A 24,083-nucleotide genomic window follows, 5' to 3' on the forward strand; every position below is an offset into this window, starting at 1 on the left:
TTGTATTTGGCCTTCTACTTTACTTTACAAATTCCATATTACATTTGATTTTATTTAGCTTTATCGAACCCTCCTATTAGCCTTTGCATATCATAGCTATAGTCAGGTATGTCATCAATGAAAAACAAGTAGAAAGGAGATCATTATGGTATTTCGACCACCTTATCCATACCCAATGTATCCGGGTGGCATGAGAATGCCCATGCCCATGCAAACACCTCCACAGATGTCGCCACAGTCCTTTTTCCCGCCTGGAGGCTTCCCTGTTCAACCACGAATTCCAGGCGGCTTTCCAATGGCTAATGGAATAGGTTCATTTGGAGGGCAAATGCCGATGCCACCTGTGCAAGAAGCTTCGAAAGTCGGTTCATTTTTACAGCAAGCCAATAGTTTATTTAATACAGCCAAAACCTATACTCCTTATATCCAACAAGCTATGCCGATGGTGAAAAATATTCCATCACTCTTAAAATTGTATAAAGGATTCCAAGGACTTCCTTCCGCTGGCGGTGGAGCAACTGAAGCAGCAGGAAGCGATAGTAAGGCTGCTGGAAGTAGACGGTCATCTAGGCAAAGTGCATCATTTACGCCTCCCGAGCCACTTCCATCTAAACCACGTATTTTCCAACCACCAATGTAAATGAACGTTTCTTTGTATTCACTGTCACTGTCCGTTATAATGTAGATAGGTAAGCTTGAAAGGAGTCACAACCACCATGCAAGTATTAAAAATTAATCCACGTGGCTATTGCTACGGTGTTGTGGATGCGATGGTGATCGCTCGTAACGCCGCACTTGATAAAACATTACCAAGACCTATCTACATCTTAGGGATGATTGTGCATAATAAACACGTCACAGATGCGTTTGAAGAGGATGGTATCATCACGTTAGATGGTGATAACCGCCTAGAAATTATTGAACAAGTTGAAACAGGTACTGTCATTTTTACAGCACATGGTGTTTCACCGGAAATTCGTGAGATTGCGAAGCGAAAAGGCTTAGTGTCCATTGATGCTACATGTCCTGATGTAACAGTTACACACGATTTAATTCGTGAAAAATCAGCAGAAGGCTATGACATTATTTATATTGGTAAAAAAGGACATCCCGAACCAGAGGGTGCTATTGGCGTTGCCCCGGATCATGTCCACTTAGTACAGTCTTCTAACGATATTGATGCTTTACAATTAACGAATGATAAATTACTTGTCACAAATCAAACGACAATGAGCCAATGGGATGTCGCCCATTTAATGGATAGTTTAAAAGAAAAATTCCCACATATTGAGGTACACAAAGAGATCTGTTTAGCTACACAAGTCCGTCAAGAGGCTGTTGCTCAGCAAGCAGGTGAAGCGGATTTACTTATTGTTGTTGGTGATCCTAAATCCAATAACTCGAACCGCTTAACACAAGTTTCTGTAGAAATTGCAGGAACACCATCCTATCGCATTGCAGATGTTTCAGAGCTAAAAGTAGAATGGTTAAAAGGTATCAACATCGTTGCTGTAACAGCAGGTGCTTCTACGCCAACGCCAATTGTAAAAGAGGTTATTAACTTCCTTGATCAATTTGATGAAAATGATCCATCTACACACGAGATTAAGCGTACAGTGACACTAGATAAAATTCTGCCAAAGATTAAGACAGCAACACCTGTTGATAAAATCATGCCTTATTAATTACTCGCAAAAAATCCTGATTGCATAATGACAATCAGGATTTTCTTTATTTACTAAAGTAATAGTTTATAGGACGCCCAATGCCACCATAATGGACATCCATTGTAATTTCCTCTTGTTTTTCAAGATAATCTAAATATCTTCTAGCTGTTACGCGGGCAATGCCAATTCCACTGGCTACTTCTTCTGCTGAAGCACCATCCACCGATTGTAAAAAGTGCACAACCTTTTCAAGTGTTGTACGATTAAAACCTTTTGGGAGATTTTTCTCGGATTTCAATGTAACAGATTGATCCACCATGGTTTGTCCATCACGATAATGAAATAACTGATCTAATTCTCCCTGTGTGAGCTCACGTTCTGTTTGAGTTTGCTTTTTAAAGCGTAAATAATTGTCAAGTGTCCCTTTAACACGTTCAAAAGAAAAGGGCTTCATAATATAATCAAAAACACCTAGATGTAGTATCTGTTTCACTGTCTCCATATCATTTGCAGCCGTCACGGTAATAACATCTACTGGTAGATCGAGCTCACGTATTTTGCGTAAGCTTGTAATACCATCTTGCTCTGGCATAAAAATATCCATAAAAACTAAATCAGGCTTCAGAAGACAAATTTGCGTAATACCTTCTAATCCATTAGGTGCCTGTCCAACCACTTGAAAATGCTCTACCTTTTCAATAAATTGACGATTTACCTCTCGTACCATTGGATCATCCTCAATTAATAATACTCTGATCTGTGCCACTGCTAGCCCTCCATCCCATTAAGAATAATAAAAGGTGATTAAAAAACTTGTTCCTTTGTTAGGCTCAGTGATGACTTCGATGTCACCCTGTCCTTTTTCGACGATTTCCTTTATTAAAAATAACCCTATTCCACGGTAGTTTTTCTCTTTTGTAGAATAACCATTATCAAAAATGTGCTGCTTGACCTCTTCCGTCATGCCAACACCATTATCAGTTACTAATATGGCTAATACGTCATCATCTTCATCCACAGAAACATGAATCACCTTCTCCTCGACCTGTACATCCTTTAATGCATCAAATGCATTTTCTATCAAATTACCAAAGAGAATGACGAAATCATGATGATCCAAATTAGCTGGAAATGATGTTAATCGGCTTTCACGGTCAATTTCCAATCGAATTCCTTGTTCCTTCGCGTAGGAAATTTTACTGAGCAATAGCCCAGAAATATTTTCATTTTTTATTCGTTCGTTTAAAAAATTAGTGATTTCATCATGCTCTTCCTTCACTTGTGTTAAGTAAGAAAGTGCCTGTTCATGATGACCTAGCTGTAAAAGACCGGCTATCGTATGCAGTTTATTTTTATGTTCATGTGTTTGTACACGAAGGGCTTGGACAAATGCTCTAACGCCTGTTAATTCTTCTGCAAGCTTTTTCACTTCCGTACGGTCTTTAAACATGGCTACTGCCCCAACAGTTTCGCCATTAACCTGTATCGGAATTCGATTACTCATAATACTATGATTATTAATATACAGCTCACGATTAAATAACGGCTGATCCAGCTCTAAAATTTCAGGAAGTCGTGTGTCTGGCAAGACATGAAAGATTTTCTGTCCTATCAATTTAGAGGGTTTTTCATAAACGCCTAAGATATCACAGGCTTTTTCATTAAAAATCGTAATGGTCAAATCATTATCGATAGCAATGATACCTTCGTGCATGGCATTAAACGTTTCTGTACGTTCTACATACATTTTGGCAATTTCATGCGGCTCTAACCCAAACATTTGTTTTTTCATATGAAGCCCCAATGTTCGTGCTCCCCATGCACTAAATAGTAACGATAATAGAACAGTAATCATTAGTTCGGTTTGCATTGTTTGCAGTAACTCCACTACCGTAAGAACACTGTACCCTACTACCGTAACACCTATTTGTTGTCCTTCATGATTCATAATCGGAACAAACGCACGAACCATATTACCATGTTCCCCACGTGCAATCGACGTATAGTAGTGCTCTGAAAAAGCAGCGTTTAAATCGCCAGATTGTGATATTCGACCAAGTTCCTGGCTATTAGGATGAGAATATTTTCGTCGTTGCATATCAAGAACAACAATATATTTTGCCCCATTGATATCACGGATTTCTTCTACAACAGGATTAATATGCTGTACGGCATCATAGTAATTTTCACTAGCAATATATGTTTTTATTTCAGGAAGCTGTGAGACGGTTTTTGCTACAAGGAGTGCTTGATCACTTAGTTTAGTCTTTTGCTCATTCATGACAAAACCTAACAAAAAAGTACCGCCAATGCTAAAGGAAAGCATGAGAATAAAAAAAGTCAGAGACATAATTTTTCTTTGCATGGATAACTTCTGAAATTTCAACTGACCGCCTCCCTTCTACTATATTTTAGCTTACTCCATATGTTAGAATAACAAAAACATCAGAAAATACGAATTAATTGGGTGTATACAATGAAAAAATTTATTATTGGAACGATTATAACTGTGCTTGTGTTAATCCTCACTATCAGTGTTCAACAAGGATTACTATTCGCCAAGCCACTTCCCTATGATGATGAGCAAAAGGGTTTAGACACACAGATAACCATTCATTTAAGTCATGTCGTCGCTGAAAATACCCCTAAAGGTCAAGCTGCCAACAAATTTGCTGAGCTAGTAGAAGAAAAAACAAACGGGAAGGTCAAAGTACATGTCTACTCCAACTCCTCTTTATTTAATGATGAAAATGAATTTGAGGCATTGCAAAAGGGAGAAGTGGAAATGATCATCCCTACTTTTTCTAAAATGACAGCTTATGTTCCTAATTGGCAGGTGCTTGATTTACCCTTTCTATTTAATACAAATGAGCAAGTAAAGGAAGTCCTAACGGGTTCTATTGGCGAACAATTGGTCAATGAGCTAGAGCCGTTCCATATTAAAGGGCTTGGCTTTTGGTACAATGGGTTTAAGCATCTAACCTCTGTTGAGCAGCCTATTTATACATTTGAAGATTTACAGGGCTTACGAGTACGTACGATGCCAAGTAAAACATTAGAAAAGCAATTTGAACTAGTCAATGCAACACCTATACCTATTTCTTTTAGTGAGGTCTTTTCGGATTTAGAAAAGCATGCAATTGATGCACAAGAAAATACCGCTTCTAATATCTATTCAAAGGGTTTTTATAAAGTACAAAAGCATATGACTATCACCCAGCATGGGATTTTAGGCTATGCTGTATTAATGAATGAAACCTTTTGGAATTCACTACCTATCAAAATTCAGCATCAGCTGTTGGATGCTATGAAAGAAACAACCGATTGGCAATTTGAGCAGGCTGAACTTATGAATGAACAAGATATGGACAAGCTGAAACAGCTAGATGATTTTGATGTATATACAATGAGTCCTCAAGAAAGACAGCGCTTTAAGGAACAACTTGTACCTGTTTATGATTTTTATAGAGGTCATATTCAAAACGATCATGTCTTAGCAGAGATTGAAAAAATCGTTGCTCCCTAATACTTTTGTTCATTAATGAAAAAATCCTTACAAAACGTAAGGATTTTTTCTTTTGTATTATAATAGATTCCGAAATATCATAACTACTATAAAACAGCTTAAAACCCTTGACATTACTAGCTTTAATCCCCCCTTCTCTCAGAATGAACAAAATGAACAATACAACCATTACGGTCATAAACACTATTGTCGGAAAATTTCAGCTATGATAACCACATGAAAGCGTTCACACAATATTCATAGATGTTGTAGGGGGAGAACTATATGCGGATAAATTTTAAAAACTTAACAGTACAAGTATTGATCGCCATTGTCCTAGGGATTATCGTCGGAGCAACATTCCCAGAATTCGGGGCAAAGCTCAAAATATTGGCGGATATATTTATTAAACTTATTAAAATGTTAATAGCACCAATTATCTTCTTAACAGTCGTAATCGGCATTGGTAGCATGGGGGATGTCAAAAAGGTTGGTAAAATTGGTGGAAAAGCTTTAATTTATTTTGAAATTGTATCAACTTTTGCCCTTGCAATTGGCTTAATCGTTGTCAATATTGTTCAACCAGGTAAAGGTTTTAATACAGATGCAGCAAGCGGCGCTGATGTTTCACAATATACCGAAGCGGCATCTGCAGAACATGGTTTAGGTGCATTTATTATGCAAATTATTCCTGAAAATGTAGTTGGTGCTTTAGCAAATGGTGAATTATTACCAGTCTTGTTCTCAGCTGTTTTATTTGGACTAGCTGCTGCGGCGATTGGAGAACCAGCTAAACCTGTTATTAAATTTTTCGAGCAAGTAGCAGATATTTTCTTTAAAATCGTTAACATGGTGATGAAAATTTCACCCATTGGTGCGTTTGGTGCCATGAGTTATACAATCGGAAATTTTGGACTTAAATCATTAGGAAACTTAGGATTTTTAATGCTATCTGTTTACATTACAATGTTCATTTTTATTGTTGTGATTATTGGATTGATTACCCATTATTTTGGCTTTAGTATTTTTAAATTTATCAAGTACATTAAAGATGAAATCTTTATCGTTATCGGAACATCTTCATCTGAATCTGCATTACCTTCCATGATGCGTAAGCTTGAAAACTATGGTTGTTCAAAGCAAGTGGTAGGGCTAGTGATTCCTACAGGCTATTCATTTAACTTAGATGGAACATCCATTTACTTATCAATGGCTGCGATCTTTATTGCGCAAGCCTATGGTGTGGATTTAGATGTTTGGCATCAAATTACGTTATTAGCCATCTTAATGCTTACTTCTAAAGGGGCAGCTGGTGTAACAGGCTCTGGCTTTATTACACTTGCAGCAACATTAGCAGCATTCCCGATGATCCCAGTAGAGGGGATTGCCCTTTTAATCGGTGTAGATCGCTTCATGTCAGAAGCACGTGCTGTTACAAATCTAATTGGTAATGGTGTCGCAACAGTGGTCGTGTCAAAAATGGAAAAAGAATTTGATACAGAGCAGGAAAAGCGAGCTCTGTCCGGTCATACCCAAATATCATAAAAAGAAAAGGGCTGCTGAAAGCGAAATAATTTGCTCTTCAGCAGCCTATTCATTTATTTATAGAGAGGCATGTAAATAAAAAACACCGTAGAGCTAGTTTCTTGAAACCTCCTCGACTGCATACTCGTATAAATAATGACTGGAGGTCTCTTTATGACAACATTTACACTTACCTATCCGAAGGGCTTTAAAAGCTTTACTGATATTCCAATCGTGAATGAACACAACGAAACAGTATGTGTACTTCAAAAAATGGAACGTACCTCTGCTGGTAAAGTACTGAATGCTGTCTTGCTGGTAGCTGCACAGCAAACATTACCATTCCGTTATGAGACACGCACTACATTAGGTGTACCACTTTTTCAAGTACAATCTACCCTGCTAACAAAAGGAGTCAGCCATCAAATTGTTATGCCTGATGGTAGCTTGATACCCATTCAACGGAAAACAGTGCAATTATTAGAATCCTCTTATTCATTCAAAATGGACGATTTAGAATTTCGTTTTGAAAAGGATTTTACCTCTACGGCTTATTTATATTGCAATGACGAAAAGATTGCGAGTGCAAGCTCTATTGAAACTGAGCTAGTACAGATAGGCATACAGTTTAAGCTTTTCCAAACGGATGATATGCGCTTTGTTGCACTCCTAGCAACTCTTTATCAAGCTCTCTTTGCAACAACTACATAGCTGCTTAAATATGTCAAAGGCATCGAGCGTTAACCTCTCGATGCCTTAATCCTATGTTATTTTTCTATACAGCTAATTTATTTTTTCTCGTTGGGCATTTAATATGTTAATAACATAGGAATCATTTTGTGATGCTTTTGCTTGTACAATCTTCTTGATGGCTTCTTCCATCCTTAACGCTAACTCAAGTGCCTCATGCGCAGCGCCGTTTATACTTGTTTGTATGGTAATAGTTGTTCGATTTTCAATGACTAAATATTCATATACGTCAAAAGCTTCTAAGCCCGCAATTAAATCTTCCATCAAAAGGTTCATATCATCTCCCATTATCTTGTTGTTATCAAGCAAGGAGGTAAACTCCCATCTTTCAAAAACTATGGGATAGTCCTTTAGGGGAGACGTTTTTAAAGCATTTTTTGCTGTGGATTCCATATCTTTTTTGATTGACTGGAAATAGTCTTCTTCGCCTACAACTTGGATTACTAATTCCTTTTCTGCCGTCGTTTTAACGTCAATGCCGACATACTTTTCAAGTAGCTTATCCTTCAATCGAGCTAGACTCAACTCTTCATTTGTTATAAGCGATTGAGCCTCTTTATTTGCTTCTGACCTTTTCTCTCCTGCAAATTTATCAAATAGGACCAGCATAGATATAATGACTACCAACAGTCCGATGACAAGCCCAAACCGTTTACCCATTGAATCCCTCCTGATAGGAAGGTATGTCCCCTTTTACTACAATATTCGCTTTTCTAGCTTGAAACAGCTCACACTTATCCTACTAAAATGCGAAGTGTCGGATACAGTATCTCCCCTCTTCATAAGGGAAATTATATCGCTTATTTTTCCCTACATATTCCGGGACACGAAATAAATTTGCTTTGTTTTGTTCTTTCTGTGCCATGCTTCTAGAAAAGGAGTACACTTAAGAGGTAGTAATTCTATCATTATGGAGGGTTTTATATGGCATCAAAAGCAGCTGATATTAAAAATATACTGACATTAAATCTACTTGTACAAATCTTAGAGGAACGTGGCATTATGACAGATAAAGAACTAAAAGAGCGCCTCACCAATATAGTAAAACTATCTTCGATGGAGAATGATTTAAAGGAAAAAGTCCTTGAAGAAATCAAACATTAATGATTACCTCATCAAAAAACGACCGCTTTCTGAAAGCGGCCGTCTGAATCAAAGCTTTAAGTTTAGGATCGAATTGTTTTCAAAGCAGTTGACCATGGCACAAGCTGATCTAACATTTGATGAACAGAATCGGCTTGCACCTCTTTTGGTTTAAAGACAGAGCCGTTTTCAAAATCAGTAAATAATGATAATGCTGGATGCACTCGAACATCAGCAACTAGCAATTCTCCGAGAATTCCTCGTAGATGCTCTGCTGCACGCGCTCCTCCAACAGAACCATAAGAGACGATACCAGCAGCTTTATTGTTCCATTCCACTCGTAAATAATCTAATGCATTTTTTAATGCACCTGTAATGGAGTGATTGTACTCCGCAACAATAAAGACAAAGCCGTCACAAGCTGCTACTTTTTCTGACCATGTAGCTACCCCAGAAGTATCTCCACCTGGTTCCCCTAAAAATGGTAATTTAAATTCAGCGATATCAATTATTTCATATTCCGCATCACGACGTTTTTCCGCAACTTCCTTTACCCAAGTTCCAACTTGTGGGCTTACACGACCTTCTCGCGTACTTCCTAAAATAATACCGATTTTTAACATATGACGCCTCCTCTTATCATCCATTCTTGTGACTCCATCACGATTCTTCGTACGTGTTCGCCACTCGTAACATTTTGGTCAGGGAAATATCCCTTTATTCATCACCCGAAAATTAGCTTTGAATAGTTAGAATTGAATTATCTCTAATTCAAGATTAAGGTACCATCAAGCTTTCTTACCTGTCAAATATTTAAACTAGAGGGATAAGGAGGATTATTTTATTTTAATGGGCTGCTCCAATGCCTCTAATTCCTCTTCAATAGAGGCGTATTGTCTTTCCACAATATACTTGGCATCTGACAAGGCGGCATTATAAATATAGGGGGCAATATGCTCCTTGATAAAATCTAACATACGTTCAGCTTCAAATTCACTAATGTCTTCATCACGCTCATTATAAAAAAACCGTTGGATATCAGCAAGAATCATTTCCTGCTGATCTTTAGATAAACGAATAAACAAGACAACTCTCTCCACTTCTGTTAATCAATTTTTTTTCATCTTATCACTGTTCATAGATTCCTTGCATTCAAAAAGGCTGAAACACTAGTACTGCTAGCGTTCAGCCTCCATCTCATTGTTTACATTCAAATGAATAGCTAGTGGATAAAAAGTTTTTCTCCTTTGCTACAATCGCTTGTCCACCATCATCTTCACATTGCTGTGTCATTGCATCGATTTTCTTATCATTGACCATATTTGTCATCACCGTCATACCAATACCAAAAACAACGATGAATAAACCAATCATGATCCATAGCTTGCCGGCTTTATTACCAGCTGGTCTTTCATTAGCCATATTTGTTCCCTCACTTATACAAATAAAAATGGTTCTGTATGGATCGTTGATTGGATGAATTCAACCAAGTATTTTTTATCCTCACATAGTTCAGCCATTTTTTTTGCTACTCCTGCAATCATTACCTTTTCTACATGATGCCCAGGATCTACTATTTGTAAATCAATGGCTTGTGCGTCCTGAGCTGTATGGAAGTACATATCGCCTGTTAAGAAAACATCAGCTCCTGCACGTTTTGCCGCATAGATATATTTATTACCATCTCCACCAACAAGCGCAACCTTGCTGACCTTCGATTGTAAATCACCCACTACACGAACAGCTGGCACATCTAGTTGCTGTTTAACGAATTCAGCAAATTGTTGTAACGTCATTTCCTTTGTTAAGTAACCTACACGCCCTAATCCCATCACATTTGTTTGCTGCTCAAGACGTATCACATCATAGGCAGGCTCCTCATAAGGATGACTAGTAAGCATGGCCTTTAACACGCGGCCTTTCATGGATTCAGGAAAAACAACTTCTACCTTTACTTCTTCCTCCACATGTAATTCGCCAACAGAGCCAACGAACGGATTAGCTCCTGCTAGTGCACGGAACCGACCTTCTCCAGTCGTTGTGTAACTACATGCTTCATAGTCGCCAATACGACCCGCCCCAGCTGTTGCAAGCGCCTCACGTAATGCTTGTGCATTAGCAGTTGGTATAAAGACTGCCAGCTTCAACAAATTCTCAGCATACGTTTCTTCTAATATTGAACGGTTTTTTAGCTGTAGGGCATCTGCTAATAAATCATTTACCCCACCTTCGGCTACATCTAAATTTGTATGAGCGGCATATACAGCAATATCGTGTTTAATCAGCTTTTCATATAAGCGCCCTGCTGGATGATCTGTGCGGATATTCGCTAGGCGTCTAAAGATTGGTGGATGATGTGCGATAATCAGCTCACAGCCTTTTTCTATTGCCTCATTTGCCACGGCTTCATTGACATCTAACGTCACCAACACTTTACTGACAGGTTTGTTTAGGGTCCCTATCACTAGTCCAATTGGATCATTGTCCATACAAGCTAGTTTTTTCGGTGACCATGCTTCGAACACTTGAATAACTTCTTGGCCATTTACCGTTTTCATCTTACAAAACTCCTTCTACTAAATGTATCAGAGCCGTTAACTCTGCACGTTTTTCTTCAATTTCAGGTGTTTGTTCTGCTCCCTCAATGGATTTTAGTACACGTTGCCAATTGTCTTTTTCACGCAACCATTTTTTCGTAAATGCTGGTGATTTACGCAGGCTTAGCTTAGGTCCAAACAAAATCTCTGCTGTAGAGAGCTCCATTTGGCCTCTTTGTAACACAAGGATTTCATAGATTTTATCATCTTCCTCTAAAATCTCTTCATCAAGAATCGCCCATTGATGTGCTAAAGCCCACTCACGGATAACCTTGGCGTGAATATTTGGTTGTAGGATTAGACGTGTGACACCTTGAAGCTTTTCTGGATGCTTCTCTAGAATGGAAACAATTAATGGTCCACCCATGCCAGCAATTGTCACCGTATCCACATGGTCAGCTTCTTTGATCGCTGCTAAACCGTCTGCAAGGCGTACTGTAATTTTTTCTGTTAAGTTTTCCTTCTGTACTTGTCCTACCGCTGATTCATAAGGTCCTCTTACAACTTCTCCTGCTATGGCATATGAGGCAGTCCCTTTGTGAATTAAATAACATGGTAGATAGGCATGGTCACTACCAATATCCGCCATGACTGCTCCTGTAGGAACAAATTTTGCTACTGCTTCTAATCGCTTTGAAAGTTTTTGTGCGTTCATTTTTATACCGCCTATCTTCAATAGAGTCCATTAATAGTATGGATGATGTCGTGAAAAAACAAATGGAGTTGTCTCACATTTCTATGTGGACAACCCCATCTTCATGATGCTTAAATCTAAAAAGTAGCTGTACTATTTCAGTACAGCTACTTGTCAGTTTTACTATTCTAAAGTAGAAATGTATTCAGCGATTGCTTTTGCTTCCTCTTCAGTTTTCATGTTTGGTTGCATTGGAGTACCTTCGATACCCTTTGTTAAAACTTCTACGATACGAGCTTCATCTAAGCCATGTAGGTTTGGACCCATACCACCAGTTAAATCACCACCGTGACAACCGATACAAGATTGTACTAATGCTGCTCCATCACCACCAGCATTTGCGTCTGTAGTTTCTGTAGTTTCGCCACCGCCCTCATGTTCAGCAGCAATTTCTTTCTTGTTATCTGCACCTTGTAAAGACATGAAGAAAATAAGACCAATACCAAATGCCAGAATTAAGATGTAAGGAACGACTGGATTGTTTTTCATAAGTTTCCCCTCCTCATTTTAAGTCTACTTCTATTATAATATAGAATCAGTCAACATCTAATATTGTACTTCATTAACAAAGAAACGAAAAGCCCTATTCGCTAAGTTTTCCTTTGTTTGTAACAAATTCGACATTTCTGTATCTATTGGATAAAATATGTCTTGCCAACATCCAAATTTGGTCAAATTTATCCTTTTATACAATTTCTTTTTCATTATATTTATGCTGTTATCATACCCTTTTCACTCATTCATATACCCAAAATTAAAAAATCTGTACGTTTTTAATTAGCGTACAGATTTTGAATCTCCTGAGGTAAAAACTTTAACATGATACTGACCCTATTATAGATAAATTGTCACAAATTATGGTTTTATATAAACACTAAAGTTCAATTAAGTTTCTTACCTGATATAGTAGATGGAGTCCTTTGTACATCGATACAAATAACATTTGCTAAATCAAGATAAATTTATGATATAGTACCCCACTAGTGCTATTAATCCTAAAGCACCTGAGACTGTGAAATATAGAAGTTTCATTTTAATACCTGACAAAAGCCAAATGACACAATTTGCTGCAATCAAGCAAAATAAAACCGTATTATTTCCACTAAAATATGTAGTACAAATGCGGATCGACATACTAAATAACAGGATGGCCGCTAGTACATGAAAAATGGGAGCTAGTAGATGTTTTTTTCGCGCCATTTGCCACGCAGCAATAAATAAGATGCATGCGCCTACTCCCACAATTACTGTAAAAATCAATGTTAATGATTGCATTGTAAAATAAAGTGCCAAAACAGCCATTATGGCGATACATAGACCCACTACCAATAGGATCATTTTTCTTTTTTCTGATGGCAAGACCGCTTGTTTAGGATGTTGCACTGGTTCTAACTCCTCTATATCAGCCCCCTCCGTATAAAGAGCTGCTAAAAAGTCACAATAGTGCTCAGGTAAAAGTTTATTTTGCTTCCAAAACAAAATTTCATTAAGGATTATTTTTTTGCGAGGATTTGTCATAGTGTTAGCTCCAAACATTGCTTAATAATGGTTGTATTACAATTTTATCTCACACTATTTGAAAACACATCTGTATAAAGTCGCAAATCTAGCATTTCCCTCATTCTAATTATCTATGATTGCATAACATCGATAGGTGAATAGCAAGGCTAATTTCTTTTTGTTCACTTTTCAAGCCTATAAAAAAAGAGCTATACCAATTAGTCATTATCTCACTACTTGGATAGCTCCAGCTATTTTAAATTTTATTCTAAGAAGTCTTTTAAACGTTTACTACGAGAAGGATGGCGTAATTTTCTTAGTGCTTTCGCCTCGATTTGACGAATACGTTCACGCGTTACGCCAAAGACTTTTCCAACCTCTTCTAATGTACGTGTGCGACCATCATCTAACCCAAAACGTAAACGAAGTACGTTTTCTTCACGGTCTGTTAATGTATCTAGTACATCTTCTAATTGTTCTTTTAACAGTTCATAGGCTGCATGGTCGGAAGGAGATTGTGCTTCTGAGTCCTCGATAAAGTCTCCTAAATGGGAATCATCTTCTTCTCCAATTGGTGTTTCAAGAGATACTGGTTCTTGTGCAATTTTTAAAATTTCACGTACTTTTTCAGGTGTTAAATCCATTTCTTCTCCAATTTCCTCTGGAGAAGGCTCACGACCTAAATCTTGTAAAAGTTGACGTTGTACACGTATTAATTTATTAATGGTTTCGACCATATGAACAGGAATACGAATCGTACGGGCTTGGTCAGCGATTGCGCGTGTAATCGCCTGACGAATCCACCATGTAGCGTAAGTCGAGAACTTAAATCCTTTACGGTAATCGAATTTTTCAACAGCCTTAATAAGACCCATATTTCCTTCTTGAATTAAATCAAGGAATAGCATTCCACGACCAACATAGCGTTTTGCAATCGATACAACTAGACGTAAATTCGCTTCTGCAAGGCGTTTACGTGCTTCCTCGTCCCCTTGCTCAATGCGTTCAGCAAGTGCAATTTCTTGCTCAGCAGATAATAAATCCACTCGGCCGATTTCTTTTAAATACATACGTACAGGGTCATTGATTTTAACACCTGGTGGCACACTCAAATCATTTAAGTCGAAAGTTTCTTCGTTCGCTTCTTCTTTCATTAGACTTTCTTCTTCAAATTCTTCTTTTCCAATGATTTGAATATCTTTATGCTTTTCAAGATCCTCAGCAAAATGGAAAATTTCTTCGTTTTCCAATTCATAAGGTGTTAGTTTCTCTGAAATTTCTTTCATTGAAATTTCACCCTCTGTTTTTGCTTTTTCTTGTAGGAATTTTTTTGCATCATCTAATGTAATTTCTACTTCTATCTCTTTTGAACGTTCTGACTTGTCCGCCATAAACCTTCCTCCTTCTAAACAACCGAATCGGGTTAAATCGCCGATAACGATTTTCTTAAATGAATAATCTGTTGGGCGATTTCAAGTGCACGTGCATACTCATGCATCTTCTCCGCTTCCTTTGACTCATGCATCTTTTGATAAATTTCTTGCTCAATTCTATATTTTTGAAGCTGACGGATAGAGTCCATAACCTCTGCCTCTGCTTGATCAGGATCTCGCTCAACTAAAGCCGCTTCCATGACAATTTTTCGCAATTCAGCGTCATCCAAAATTTCCACAAAACGTTGATAATCAGGATGACCATACTCCTCATAAAATCCAACTAAGCGAACAAAAACTGCCATATAGGCATCTCGTACAAATGGCTCTTTTTGCTCACTACGTAATACCCTGTCCACTACATCTATATTATGAAGCATATGAGCCAGTAATAAACGTTCGGCACGTTCAGCTGCGTCCATAGGCTTTTGTTGTTGCGTGACTGGCATTGAAGGTATCTGTGTAGGCATTTCTACTTTAGCAGAACGTACCTGATTAGCCTCCAGTTTTCGGAATTGGGCATAAATGGCTTCTTCCGAGATGTTTGTTTCATTTGATAGCTGTCGTATATACAAATCTCGTTCAACTGGTGAAGATCTTCCCACTAGCTGCTCAAGAACTTCTTGAATATATTGAAGCGTATCATTTTCAAATTGAAAGTTCTTATTGCGTCTAGCATGCATCATCATAAAAGCAATATACGCATGAGGTTTTTCCAAAATTTGTTCCTTAAATGCTTGTCCACCTAAAGTGTGAATGTATTCATCAGGATCTAATTTTTCTGGCAACACGGCAATATCGACTTTCATTCGCTCTGTATGCAGTAGCTGCGCCGCTCGTTTCGCTGCATCAAATCCAGCATTATCACCATCATAGCAAATCGTAATTTGCTCTACTAAGCGCTTTAGCTTTGTGATATGCTGATTTGTTAACGAAGTACCCATTGTCGCAACAACATTCATTACACCTACAGAGTTGGCTGCTAAAACGTCCATAAATCCTTCCATCAATACTACTTGACGATTTTTTCTGATAGAAGTTCGTGCTTTATCTAGGTTATACAGCACTTCACTTTTTTGGAAAATTGGTGATTCTGGACTATTTAAATATTTTGCTTCCTCACCATTGGATGAAAGGATACGTCCTGAGAAGGCAATAATTTTACCATTCTCATCTCGAATAGGAAACATGATACGTCCTCTAAAACGATCAAAATAACGTTCTTCTCCCTCTCTTTTGATGATTAAGCCACTTTCGGCAATTTCTTGTAAGTTATAACCTTTTCTTTCAAGCAATATTGTTAATGCATCAAAGCTTGGGAGAGACCAACCAATGTTATTAGATTCGATAAGTTCCCTTGTAAATCCTCTTTCTAGCAAATAATTTAAAGGTTCTTCACCATCCTCTGTATTCAACAGTAAATGATGAAAAAAATCTGCTGCAAAAGCGTGTGCTTCTTTCATCCTTTCTTCCGCTTTAGATATCTTTTTCGTTCCTCCAGGGAAACTTGGCTCAACATCTAAGTGTATGCCAACACGTTCCCCAAGTTTCACAACAGCATCTGGAAAAGAAATGCCTTCAATATCCATTACAAAAGTAATGGCATTGCCGCCTGCACCACAACCAAAGCAATGAAAAATTTGCTTATCTGTAGATACAGAAAAAGACGGTGTTTGCTCTCCATGAAATGGACAGAGACCAAACCAATTTCGCCCACGCTTAGTAAGCTGCATGTATTCACTAATAACATCAACGATATCTGATTGTGTGCGAATCTGCTCAATTACTTCTTCTGGAATCTTCCCTGCCAAATCCATCACCATCTTTAATATTTGCGTTCTAGAAACACAATTCGCTATTCGTTTTAAAATTCCTTTATTTCTCGACAAAAAATTAGGATTTTTCTCTTATAAATATTTTTACCACAATTTTATTATTATAAAACAAAAATTAGTTTTTATCTATACCGTTTTTAAAATCCACTCAAAAAAACCGCCTCTGCTAACCGAGGTGGTTTAAAATTCTATCCTTATTTACAGGTCAAAATATGTTCGATAATCGTATTTGCTGTCTCTTCAACAGCTTTATTTGTCACATCGATAACTTGACAACCTATTCTACCGACAATTTTTTCAAAATGCTGAATCTCATCAAGAATTCTTTCATGCTGTGCATAGATAGCATCATCATTCAAGCCGAGAGACATTAACCTTTCTTTCCGGATTGAGTTTAACTTCTCAGGGGAAATAATTAAACCAAAGCATTTTTTAGGGTCTATCTGTAATAGCTCTTCTGGTGGTTCTACCTCTGGCACTAAAGGTACATTCGCAACTTTATATTTTTTATGGGCTAAATATTGTGATAGTGGTGTTTTAGAAGTTCTTGATACACCAACTAGTACGATATCAGCTTGTAATAGTCCTCGTGGGTCTCTACCATCATCATATTTTACCGCAAATTCAATCGCTTCAATTTTTTTGAAATAATCATCATCCAGCAGATGAACAATGCCAGGCGTTTCCAATGGATTTTCTTCCATAAAAGCTGCCATTGATTGTAAGGCCGGACCTAAAATATCCACAGCCTGAATTTTTTCTTGTTCACATAAATCATGTAATAATTTACGCATTTCTTGGCGAACCAGTGTATAAACAATAAATGCTCGCTGTTGCGAAGCAAGAAAAACAATTTTACGGATAAGCTCCTCTGATTGAATATGTGGAAATCGACGAATTACAGTATTTTCAAGACCCGGTCGGAACTGGCTAATAACCGCTTTTGCAACTTGATCACCAGTTTCACCGACAGAATCAGATACAACAAATACGCGTAATCTTTTCATGCAGCTCTCCTTCATTTAGACATTTTGTGCAAGAGATAAGAAAGCCCGTGTAATCGTTGTTTTTGTAAGACGACCAACAATCGTTAAACCACCCTCTTGCGGTTCAACTACTGGTAGTGAATCAACCTCACGTTCAATAAGTTTGTTCGCTGCAACAATTAAAGAATCTGATCTTTCACAGTACGAAATATTTGGCATACGCGTCATAATAATATGTACTGGAATTTTATTTAAATCCTGCGTACCAATACTTGTACGCAGTAAATCTTTGCGAGATAGTACGCCTGTCAAAAACTCATTCTTATCTACGACAAAGAGTGTACCAACATCTTCTGAAAACATAAAGCAAATTGCATCATAAACCGTCATTGTTTCAGGGACAACTACTGGCCCTGAATGAAAATCCTTCACTTTTAAATTGTGAATACTATCTATTAATGTAACAGATGCCTTCTTACCTGAATAAAAATAACCAACCCTTGGTCTCGCATCCAGAAATCCTGCCATTGTTAGGATTGCTAAATCCGGTCTTAGAGTTGCTCTTGTCAGATTGAGACGTTCGGCAATATGTTCCCCCGTAATAGGGCCATTTTCTTTCACAATTTGTAATATGTCTTCCTGACGTTTATTGAGTTCGATTGGACTCACCGCCTCAAATCTAATAGTGTTATACTTATGCTCAATTATTATATACTATTTTAATAATTATTGCGAATTAAAGAACTACATGCTACAATATTGACACATACGCTTGCTCTATCTGTATTTTCGAGCAAATTGCGTTATACAGGCGATGATGGGAAAAAAGTATCTGTTCCATTCTATAGCGAGTAGAAGATGGTGAAAGTCTACACAGCAACAGAGAAAAGGCACTCCCTGAGCTAACTTTTTGAAAAGAGGTTTTAAACTACTTGTTTAAAACAATCAGGGTGGAACCGCGGGTATTAGCACTCGTCCCTGGGCATACATTGTGCCCGGAGACGGGTGCTATTTTCATTTAGTTGCAACTGAATGAAAAAAACTTTGGCGTTTTTACCGCTAAAACAACGTATTAAAAAATTAAAGGAGGCTATTTTATGGCTAACAAATCAATGGAAACCATCGTATCTTTAGCGAAGCATCGAGGCTTTGTCTTCCCTGGTTCTGAAATCTACGGAGGTTTAGCAAACACTTGGGATTATGGTCCACTAGGTGTGGAATTAAAAAATAATATTAAAAAAGCATGGTGGCAAAAGTTTGTTCAGGAATCTGAATACAATGTAGGTATCGATGCTGCTATTTTGATGAATCCAAAAGCTTGGGTTGCTTCTGGTCACGTAGGAAACTTCAATGACCCAATGATCGACTGTAAATCATGTAAGGCCCGCCACCGTGCAGATAAAATTATCGAAGACGCTGCATTAGCGAAGGGCGATGAAATCATTGTTGATGGTATGACATTCGACCAAATGAAAGAAACAATGATTAAATATGACGTAGTATGTCCTGATTGCGGAAAGGCTGATTTCACAGATATTCGCCAATTCAACCTTATGTTTAAAACATTCCAAGGTGTAACGGAATCCTCTACAAATGAAATTTATTTACGCCCAGAAACGGCACAAGGTATTTTCGTGAACTTTAAAAACGTTCAACGTTCTATGCGTAAACGTACACCATTTGGTATCGCACAAATCGGTAAATCTTTCCGTAACGAAATTACACCAGGTAACTTTACATTCCGTACACGTGAATTCGAACAAATGGAGCTTGAATTCTTCTGTAAACCTGGTGAAGACCTTGAATGGCATGCATATTGGAAAGAATTCTGTAAAAATTGGTTACTAAACCTAGGCATGAAAGAAGATTCGATGCGCCTTCGTGACCATGAGGATGATGAGCTATCTCACTACTCTAACGCTACAACAGATATCGAATTCAAATTCCCATTTGGCTGGGGAGAGCTTTGGGGTGTAGCGGATCGTACAGATTACGACTTAAAACAACATATGGAGCACTCCGGTGAAGATTTCACTTACATTGATCCTGTATCAAACGAACGTTATGTTCCATATTGTATTGAACCATCATTAGGAGCTGATCGTGTAACATTAGCTTTCCTGTGTGATGCCTATGATGAAGAGGAACTAGAAGGTGATGATAAACGTACGGTTTTACGTTTCCACCCTGCTCTGGCTCCATTTAAGGCTGCCGTGCTACCACTTTCTAAAAAATTATCTGATGAAGCTACAGATGTTTGGGCTGAACTACGTAAAGCCTTCCCTGTTGATTTTGATGAATCACAATCAATTGGTAAACGTTACCGTCGTCAAGATGAAATTGGTACACCATTCTGTATCACATATGATTTTGATTCAAAAGAGGACGGCCAAGTAACAGTACGTCATCGTGACTCTATGACACAAGTTCGTATGCCTATTGCTGAAGTAAAAGCCTATATTGAAAAACACCTACAATTCTAATCACTTTAATGCTCAAAAAAGAGGGGGTAGCCAGCAGGCAACTCCCTCTTTCTTATGCTTTATATGTTGAAAATAAGCGCTCTTGCATTTTTTCCTCGAATGAAAACTTTTTCATGCTCAAACCTATTAAGCTCACTAATAGCTCCTCAATATCCGCTAGTGAGTAATAAAGGAATGTACCTTCTCGCATTGGACGAACCCGTTTGTCAAAAGTTTGTTCATCTTCAATAAAGTAAGCGACATTGACATCACAATGTTCCATCAATTGTGTAATACGTTGATCATCACCTGGGTTTATAAAGAATGGCACAATTTTATCAATATACAAAATACTTTGAACAAGCTTAATGAAGAAATTTTCACGCAACGATGTCTCCACAACTAATATGGTCGTTTGCTCATGTTGATAATCCATATATAAAACGTTTAATTGCTCTTCTAGTAGCGTTTTTAAAATACCAATAGAATTGCGGTACTTTGTCATATCCGTTTGGATTTCTCTTGTTAGTAAACGTAAAATACGAAAGGCTGGCAGAAAAATTTTTAAGACAATTTCTTTAGGATGTAAATGGTCAATTAATTTATTAAAATGAATTCTCAGATTATTTTCGTCACAGCGGATTAATTGCTCCACAAATAAGTTGAAAATCTCTTCAAAGCTATTCGCTCGATAGTCGATCATTTTCGTAATTCTCACACTATAGTTCAAAGGTAGATTCATTGATTTTTGCTCATCTAACAATCTTACTTTTGGTAATGTAGGAAATAAATCATAAACAAGTTCTACTTGTGCACTGCGATTATCTGATAACATAACAACAGAGTTGACTGGGTAAATCCCTAAACATTCTACAAATTTATGCATAAAGCTCTCATTATATAAATGTCGATCTCTGTATAAGACGGCTAAAGCATCTGTAGCACCATAGCCAACATGATAGACTCTCTTGGATGTCATCGCTGAATATACATCAACAATTTGTAATAATTGTACACCATCACTCATATCATCCGCACAAAGTTGATTTGGATAGCCCTTTCCCGCAAAACGTTCATGATGATCTCGTGCCAAATAGGCAATGTCTTCCTCGTTATGTTCCATGAGTAGCTCGTAGCCTTTTGTTGTGTGCGTCTTTACAATATCAAACTCATCTTCAGAGAGTTTACGTTTCAGATTTAATATTTCTTGTGGTATAAAAACCTTCCCGATATCATGGAACAGGTAGCCCCTAGCTAATGTTTCAATATCTGTTAAACCTAGGTATCTAGCGAAAATTGTACCTAATACAAACACATCAAATGAATGGACAAATGAATACTCGTCCCATTCCTTTAAACGCATAAGTAGCTCATAGCGATGTTTTTTTTCCAAAATCTTTTCAAAAACACCTCTTACATAAGCCGTATCTTGTATGCTTTTAAGAATTTGTCCATAGCGTAATTCGTGCACGACATTTTCCAACGTTGTCATAAAAAGCTGACTGACTGTCTCTCTATAATCATCCACAGGATCTCTTTTTTCAATTAATGGGGCAAATAGATCTTCATATTCTCTTGTTCGTTGAGCACTTAAATCATGGACAACTCGAACTGAATCAGATGGCAAATAGACAGCTAATTCATCTACTTTACGAAGTTTAAGTAAGGCAATAATTCGCTCCGTTAAAACTAAATCCTTTTTAGCCAATAAACGATACTCTGAAAAAATATCTTCTGCTAATATATCATTTGCTTCAACTTCATGAATACTTAAGGTTACTTTTCGTAGCATATATTTTGCCACATACGCAATGTACTAAGCACTATGTGACTCCTCCTTCTTCCATAGGACTGCGCTATTCTGATAAACGTATAACAATACGTTTTGCTGATAGAGGCTTTTATATTTCATAGGCATGTCTAAAGTGATCTAGCGTACATCAGTTTCGATGGAGATTAAACGACTTAATTATATTTAAAAAATATAATTACCATTATCTATACCATTTACAATATCATAGGTTAAAATGCCTTTTCAACTAGTATATGGGTCTCGAATGAACAGTTTCTACCACTTATATAATGAAAACTAAACAAAAATACAAATCTTTTTACCTATTAAAATACTTATAAATATAGATATAAGTATAAATATAGATAAATAAGACTTTATATTCTTCATTTAAAGACAAAAAAATAACGAATAAAATTAAATTTCTGCAATAATTTTATTTTGTAAAAATTGAAATTTATTCATTAAAAAGAAAGATAATATAGTTGCATCCTCCTATAAAATCAAAGGTATTACTTTTTATTTAAAAAGATAAAATGAAGCGAGTTTTGCGCTACGCAATTTAATTAGTTTTAACTCATCCTTTTACTTAAGGTAGCATTGATTACCAAACACGTCATGGTATGGATGAAATTCCCTCTATGCGTTGTTCCATCTTTTTGGTATAAATAAGTTATTATAGTTAGTATTAGCTGTTAAATAATGAAAAATTAACAGTCTAAAGACACATCACCTTTTAACATTCATTCGTCCGGAAGTTTGAACTGATACATAGGAGGGTCTAACCAGAAACATATATACTATAAAATTTTCTATTGTACTTTTTGGAGGAATTTAATTGCAGTCTCAACGTTTATTTCAACTAGCTATGGCTTCTGCTTTAGTAACAAGTGCGATTATTATCGCACCACCCGCACATGCAGCATCATTTTTCCCTGATGTCAACCCAACCAATGAGGAAGGTAAGGCTATTATTCAATTAGCAGAGCGTGGCATTATTTCAGGCTATATGGATGGGACATTTAAACCTGCTAATCCTATTACACGTACACAGGCTGCGAAGATTTTAGCAGGTATTTTAAAGTTAGATACAGTTCACGTAAAAAATCCCCAATTCAAAGACATCAAACCTGGCGATGAAAACTACGGAGCCATTGCAGCATTAGCAAATGCTGGGATTATTAATGGTGCAAATGGTTACTACTACCCTACTCAACATATAACTCGCGAGCAAATGTCCAAAATGATTGCGAAAGGCTTTGGATTAACAAGTACGAGTAACACGCAATTACCGTTTACAGATGTTAAAAAGGGGAATGAATTTGAGCCTCATATTAAAGCATTGTTTGCAAATGGGATTACCAAAGGAACATCTGAAACGACTTTCGGCCCCAAAAGCAATGTAAAGCGCTCTCAATTGGCTGCTTTTGTTGTACGAGCTGAAAAGTTGCAAGGCAATGCAACCGTCTATGCAAATCAATTTAAGCAGGACTATATTTTTGCCTCTTATGGTGGTCTTGAGCCAGCAGAGGATATTTTCACATGGCATGAAGAGGAAGATATGACAGAGTCTATCACGATAACCCCTATAAAAGAAGGTACGGGCAAATTAGTGATTACTGGATTTACTGATGATTCAGAGGATTTTACTGACATTTTTTATTTAGTACATGTCAAAAACGTAAATGGTAAGCTGAAGGTAACGCTTGAAGAAGTAAATGAAGATGATTATACCGAAAATTTACCACTCGATTTGTCTGAGAGTAAATTACCATTCATGCCAGCAGAGGTGACGGTTCAAAACACGAATGGACAGCCACTCGCTTCAAATTTATATAACTTTAATCAACAAGATCAAACACTGTCCATCTTGCAAAATGGACAATTCATTGTTACATTTTCAAATGGGACACAACAGCAAAATATGGGTGCAGATGTGTATTCCTATGATTTTGTTCGCAGCATTGATTTATATCATTTGACAGATGAATTAATACTAACAACGCAAGAATTACCTTTTGAACCAACACATGTAGCACTCGAAAGCTTTGGTTTTGAGCCAGTGCCTGTAAAAGCGACGATTCTTAACGGACAACTACATCTTACGCCAAAAGCTGAAGGTCTAGCGATTCTCCATTTAACAGGTAAAAATGACCAAACAGCATACATTTATATTGAAAGTAAAAAAATTGCTGGACACTGGGCCTTTTTAGTGTCGGAGGATGAGGATGAATTTTAAATAACGTGAAATGCCA

General features: G+C 37.2%; 23 protein-coding genes. 8 read left to right on the forward strand and 15 right to left on the reverse strand.

The features are described from left to right. The first annotated feature begins 145 nt into the window (after nt 1-145). Nucleotides 146-640, forward strand: a complete 495-nt coding sequence (gene vrrA, locus NP781_RS14045; RefSeq protein ID WP_004227219.1) for a VrrA/YqfQ family protein — start codon at nt 146-148, stop codon at nt 638-640. 76 nt (nt 641-716) lie between these two features. Then, nucleotides 717-1,685, forward strand: a complete 969-nt coding sequence (locus NP781_RS14050; RefSeq protein WP_004227216.1) for a 4-hydroxy-3-methylbut-2-enyl diphosphate reductase — start codon at nt 717-719, stop codon at nt 1,683-1,685. A gap of 46 nt (nt 1,686-1,731) precedes the next feature. On the opposite strand, the gene NP781_RS14055 is transcribed toward NP781_RS14050, so the two are convergent. Both NP781_RS14055 and NP781_RS14060 read right to left on the reverse strand, forming a co-directional pair. After that, entirely contained in the window at nt 1,732-2,433 is a 702-nt protein-coding gene (locus NP781_RS14055; RefSeq protein WP_257520189.1) for a response regulator, read from the reverse strand. A gap of 18 nt (nt 2,434-2,451) precedes the next feature. Then, entirely contained in the window at nt 2,452-3,993 is a 1,542-nt protein-coding gene (locus NP781_RS14060) for an ATP-binding protein (RefSeq protein ID WP_221680416.1), read from the reverse strand. A 150-nt stretch (nt 3,994-4,143) separates the two neighbouring features. Between NP781_RS14060 and NP781_RS14065 the strand changes: the two genes are divergently transcribed. The 3 genes from NP781_RS14065 to NP781_RS14075 all read left to right on the forward strand — a co-directional run bounded on the left by NP781_RS14065 (nt 4,144) and on the right by NP781_RS14075 (nt 7,407). Beyond that, the gene (locus NP781_RS14065) at nt 4,144-5,193 is read left to right on the forward strand and encodes a TRAP transporter substrate-binding protein (RefSeq protein WP_221680089.1); all 1,050 of its coding nucleotides are present in this window, start codon (nt 4,144-4,146) and stop codon (nt 5,191-5,193) included. 264 nt (nt 5,194-5,457) lie between these two features. After that, the gene (locus NP781_RS14070; RefSeq protein WP_009370130.1) at nt 5,458-6,717 is read left to right on the forward strand and encodes a dicarboxylate/amino acid:cation symporter; all 1,260 of its coding nucleotides are present in this window, start codon (nt 5,458-5,460) and stop codon (nt 6,715-6,717) included. A gap of 153 nt (nt 6,718-6,870) precedes the next feature. Further along, the gene (locus NP781_RS14075; protein WP_221680088.1) at nt 6,871-7,407 is read left to right on the forward strand and encodes a tubby C-terminal domain-like protein; all 537 of its coding nucleotides are present in this window, start codon (nt 6,871-6,873) and stop codon (nt 7,405-7,407) included. Between the two features lie 72 nt (nt 7,408-7,479). On the opposite strand, the gene NP781_RS14080 is transcribed toward NP781_RS14075, so the two are convergent. Next, nucleotides 7,480-8,106: a hypothetical protein gene (locus NP781_RS14080; protein WP_257520190.1), complete on the reverse strand. Its 627-nt coding sequence runs from the start codon at nt 8,104-8,106 to the stop codon at nt 7,480-7,482. 264 nt (nt 8,107-8,370) lie between these two features. Here NP781_RS14080 and NP781_RS14085 point away from each other — a divergent pair, with 264 nt between their 5' ends. Beyond that, the gene (locus tag NP781_RS14085) at nt 8,371-8,550 is read left to right on the forward strand and encodes a hypothetical protein (protein ID WP_257520191.1); all 180 of its coding nucleotides are present in this window, start codon (nt 8,371-8,373) and stop codon (nt 8,548-8,550) included. 62 nt (nt 8,551-8,612) lie between these two features. Here NP781_RS14085 and NP781_RS14090 read toward each other — a convergent pair whose 3' ends face one another. The 11 genes from NP781_RS14090 to NP781_RS14140 form a co-directional block, all read right to left on the reverse strand. After that, nucleotides 8,613-9,152, reverse strand: coding sequence for an NADPH-dependent FMN reductase (locus NP781_RS14090; RefSeq protein ID WP_009370126.1), 540 nt, complete (start codon nt 9,150-9,152; stop codon nt 8,613-8,615). 213 nt (nt 9,153-9,365) lie between these two features. Next, entirely contained in the window at nt 9,366-9,614 is a 249-nt protein-coding gene (locus NP781_RS14095; RefSeq protein WP_221680085.1) for a DUF2164 domain-containing protein, read from the reverse strand. Between the two features lie 112 nt (nt 9,615-9,726). Further along, nucleotides 9,727-9,951, reverse strand: a complete 225-nt coding sequence (locus tag NP781_RS14100; RefSeq protein ID WP_048392200.1) for a hypothetical protein — start codon at nt 9,949-9,951, stop codon at nt 9,727-9,729. Between the two features lie 14 nt (nt 9,952-9,965). Continuing rightward, nucleotides 9,966-11,087, reverse strand: a complete 1,122-nt coding sequence (locus NP781_RS14105) for a Nif3-like dinuclear metal center hexameric protein (RefSeq protein ID WP_257520192.1) — start codon at nt 11,085-11,087, stop codon at nt 9,966-9,968. 1 nt (nt 11,088) lies between these two features. Continuing rightward, nucleotides 11,089-11,781 (reverse strand): tRNA (adenine(22)-N(1))-methyltransferase, encoded by a 693-nt coding sequence (locus NP781_RS14110; protein WP_257520193.1) that lies wholly within the window; start codon nt 11,779-11,781, stop codon nt 11,089-11,091. A 162-nt stretch (nt 11,782-11,943) separates the two neighbouring features. After that, on the reverse strand, nt 11,944-12,309 hold the full coding sequence (locus tag NP781_RS14115; protein ID WP_004227169.1) for a c-type cytochrome: 366 nt from the start codon (nt 12,307-12,309) through the stop codon (nt 11,944-11,946). A gap of 462 nt (nt 12,310-12,771) precedes the next feature. Then, the gene (locus NP781_RS14120; protein ID WP_004227167.1) at nt 12,772-13,338 is read right to left on the reverse strand and encodes a hypothetical protein; all 567 of its coding nucleotides are present in this window, start codon (nt 13,336-13,338) and stop codon (nt 12,772-12,774) included. A gap of 245 nt (nt 13,339-13,583) precedes the next feature. Next, entirely contained in the window at nt 13,584-14,711 is a 1,128-nt protein-coding gene (gene rpoD / locus NP781_RS14125) for an RNA polymerase sigma factor RpoD (RefSeq protein ID WP_004227165.1), read from the reverse strand. A 32-nt stretch (nt 14,712-14,743) separates the two neighbouring features. Continuing rightward, nucleotides 14,744-16,576 (reverse strand): DNA primase, encoded by a 1,833-nt coding sequence (gene dnaG, locus NP781_RS14130; protein WP_081011013.1) that lies wholly within the window; start codon nt 16,574-16,576, stop codon nt 14,744-14,746. A 206-nt stretch (nt 16,577-16,782) separates the two neighbouring features. Further along, complete coding sequence (locus NP781_RS14135) at nt 16,783-17,595, reverse strand: pyruvate, water dikinase regulatory protein (RefSeq protein WP_004227157.1); 813 nt, start codon at nt 17,593-17,595, stop codon at nt 16,783-16,785. A gap of 15 nt (nt 17,596-17,610) precedes the next feature. After that, the gene (locus NP781_RS14140; protein ID WP_004227151.1) at nt 17,611-18,243 is read right to left on the reverse strand and encodes a transcriptional regulator CcpN; all 633 of its coding nucleotides are present in this window, start codon (nt 18,241-18,243) and stop codon (nt 17,611-17,613) included. A gap of 428 nt (nt 18,244-18,671) precedes the next feature. Between NP781_RS14140 and NP781_RS14145 the strand changes: the two genes are divergently transcribed. After that, the gene (locus NP781_RS14145; protein ID WP_004227145.1) at nt 18,672-20,057 is read left to right on the forward strand and encodes a glycine--tRNA ligase; all 1,386 of its coding nucleotides are present in this window, start codon (nt 18,672-18,674) and stop codon (nt 20,055-20,057) included. A gap of 52 nt (nt 20,058-20,109) precedes the next feature. On the opposite strand, the gene NP781_RS14150 is transcribed toward NP781_RS14145, so the two are convergent. After that, nucleotides 20,110-21,828 (reverse strand): HD-GYP domain-containing protein, encoded by a 1,719-nt coding sequence (locus NP781_RS14150; RefSeq protein ID WP_257520194.1) that lies wholly within the window; start codon nt 21,826-21,828, stop codon nt 20,110-20,112. Between the two features lie 838 nt (nt 21,829-22,666). Between NP781_RS14150 and NP781_RS14155 the strand changes: the two genes are divergently transcribed. Continuing rightward, nucleotides 22,667-24,067 carry an S-layer homology domain-containing protein gene (locus NP781_RS14155; protein WP_257520195.1) on the forward strand — a complete coding sequence of 467 codons (1,401 nt, stop codon included), beginning with the start codon at nt 22,667-22,669 and terminating at the stop codon, nt 24,065-24,067. Nucleotides 24,068-24,083: the final 16 nt, after the last annotated feature.

Origin of the sequence: Lysinibacillus sp. FN11, assembly GCF_024628845.1 — a bacterium.
Taxonomy (GTDB): Bacteria; Bacillota; Bacilli; order Bacillales_A; family Planococcaceae; genus Lysinibacillus; species Lysinibacillus capsici.

What these genes read in the sequence shown, in the direction of transcription:
- vrrA (WP_004227219.1), top strand. Translation starts at nt 146, where the DNA reads ATGGTATTTCGACCACCTTATCCATACCCAATGTATCCGGGTGGCATG.
- NP781_RS14050 (WP_004227216.1), top strand. Translation starts at nt 717, where the DNA reads ATGCAAGTATTAAAAATTAATCCACGTGGCTATTGCTACGGTGTTGTG.
- NP781_RS14060 (WP_221680416.1), bottom strand. Translation starts at nt 3,993, where the DNA reads ATGCTTTCCTTTAGCATTGGCGGTACTTTTTTGTTAGGTTTTGTCATG.
- NP781_RS14065 (WP_221680089.1), top strand. Translation starts at nt 4,144, where the DNA reads ATGAAAAAATTTATTATTGGAACGATTATAACTGTGCTTGTGTTAATC.
- NP781_RS14070 (WP_009370130.1), top strand. Translation starts at nt 5,458, where the DNA reads ATGCGGATAAATTTTAAAAACTTAACAGTACAAGTATTGATCGCCATT.
- NP781_RS14075 (WP_221680088.1), top strand. Translation starts at nt 6,871, where the DNA reads ATGACAACATTTACACTTACCTATCCGAAGGGCTTTAAAAGCTTTACT.
- NP781_RS14080 (WP_257520190.1), bottom strand. Translation starts at nt 8,106, where the DNA reads ATGGGTAAACGGTTTGGGCTTGTCATCGGACTGTTGGTAGTCATTATA.
- NP781_RS14085 (WP_257520191.1), top strand. Translation starts at nt 8,371, where the DNA reads ATGGCATCAAAAGCAGCTGATATTAAAAATATACTGACATTAAATCTA.
- NP781_RS14090 (WP_009370126.1), bottom strand. Translation starts at nt 9,152, where the DNA reads ATGTTAAAAATCGGTATTATTTTAGGAAGTACGCGAGAAGGTCGTGTA.
- NP781_RS14100 (WP_048392200.1), bottom strand. Translation starts at nt 9,951, where the DNA reads ATGGCTAATGAAAGACCAGCTGGTAATAAAGCCGGCAAGCTATGGATC.
- NP781_RS14105 (WP_257520192.1), bottom strand. Translation starts at nt 11,087, where the DNA reads ATGAAAACGGTAAATGGCCAAGAAGTTATTCAAGTGTTCGAAGCATGG.
- NP781_RS14110 (WP_257520193.1), bottom strand. Translation starts at nt 11,781, where the DNA reads ATGAACGCACAAAAACTTTCAAAGCGATTAGAAGCAGTAGCAAAATTT.
- NP781_RS14115 (WP_004227169.1), bottom strand. Translation starts at nt 12,309, where the DNA reads ATGAAAAACAATCCAGTCGTTCCTTACATCTTAATTCTGGCATTTGGT.
- NP781_RS14120 (WP_004227167.1), bottom strand. Translation starts at nt 13,338, where the DNA reads ATGACAAATCCTCGCAAAAAAATAATCCTTAATGAAATTTTGTTTTGG.
- rpoD (WP_004227165.1), bottom strand. Translation starts at nt 14,711, where the DNA reads ATGGCGGACAAGTCAGAACGTTCAAAAGAGATAGAAGTAGAAATTACA.
- dnaG (WP_081011013.1), bottom strand. Translation starts at nt 16,576, where the DNA reads ATGGTGATGGATTTGGCAGGGAAGATTCCAGAAGAAGTAATTGAGCAG.
- NP781_RS14135 (WP_004227157.1), bottom strand. Translation starts at nt 17,595, where the DNA reads ATGAAAAGATTACGCGTATTTGTTGTATCTGATTCTGTCGGTGAAACT.
- NP781_RS14145 (WP_004227145.1), top strand. Translation starts at nt 18,672, where the DNA reads ATGGCTAACAAATCAATGGAAACCATCGTATCTTTAGCGAAGCATCGA.
- NP781_RS14150 (WP_257520194.1), bottom strand. Translation starts at nt 21,828, where the DNA reads ATGCTACGAAAAGTAACCTTAAGTATTCATGAAGTTGAAGCAAATGAT.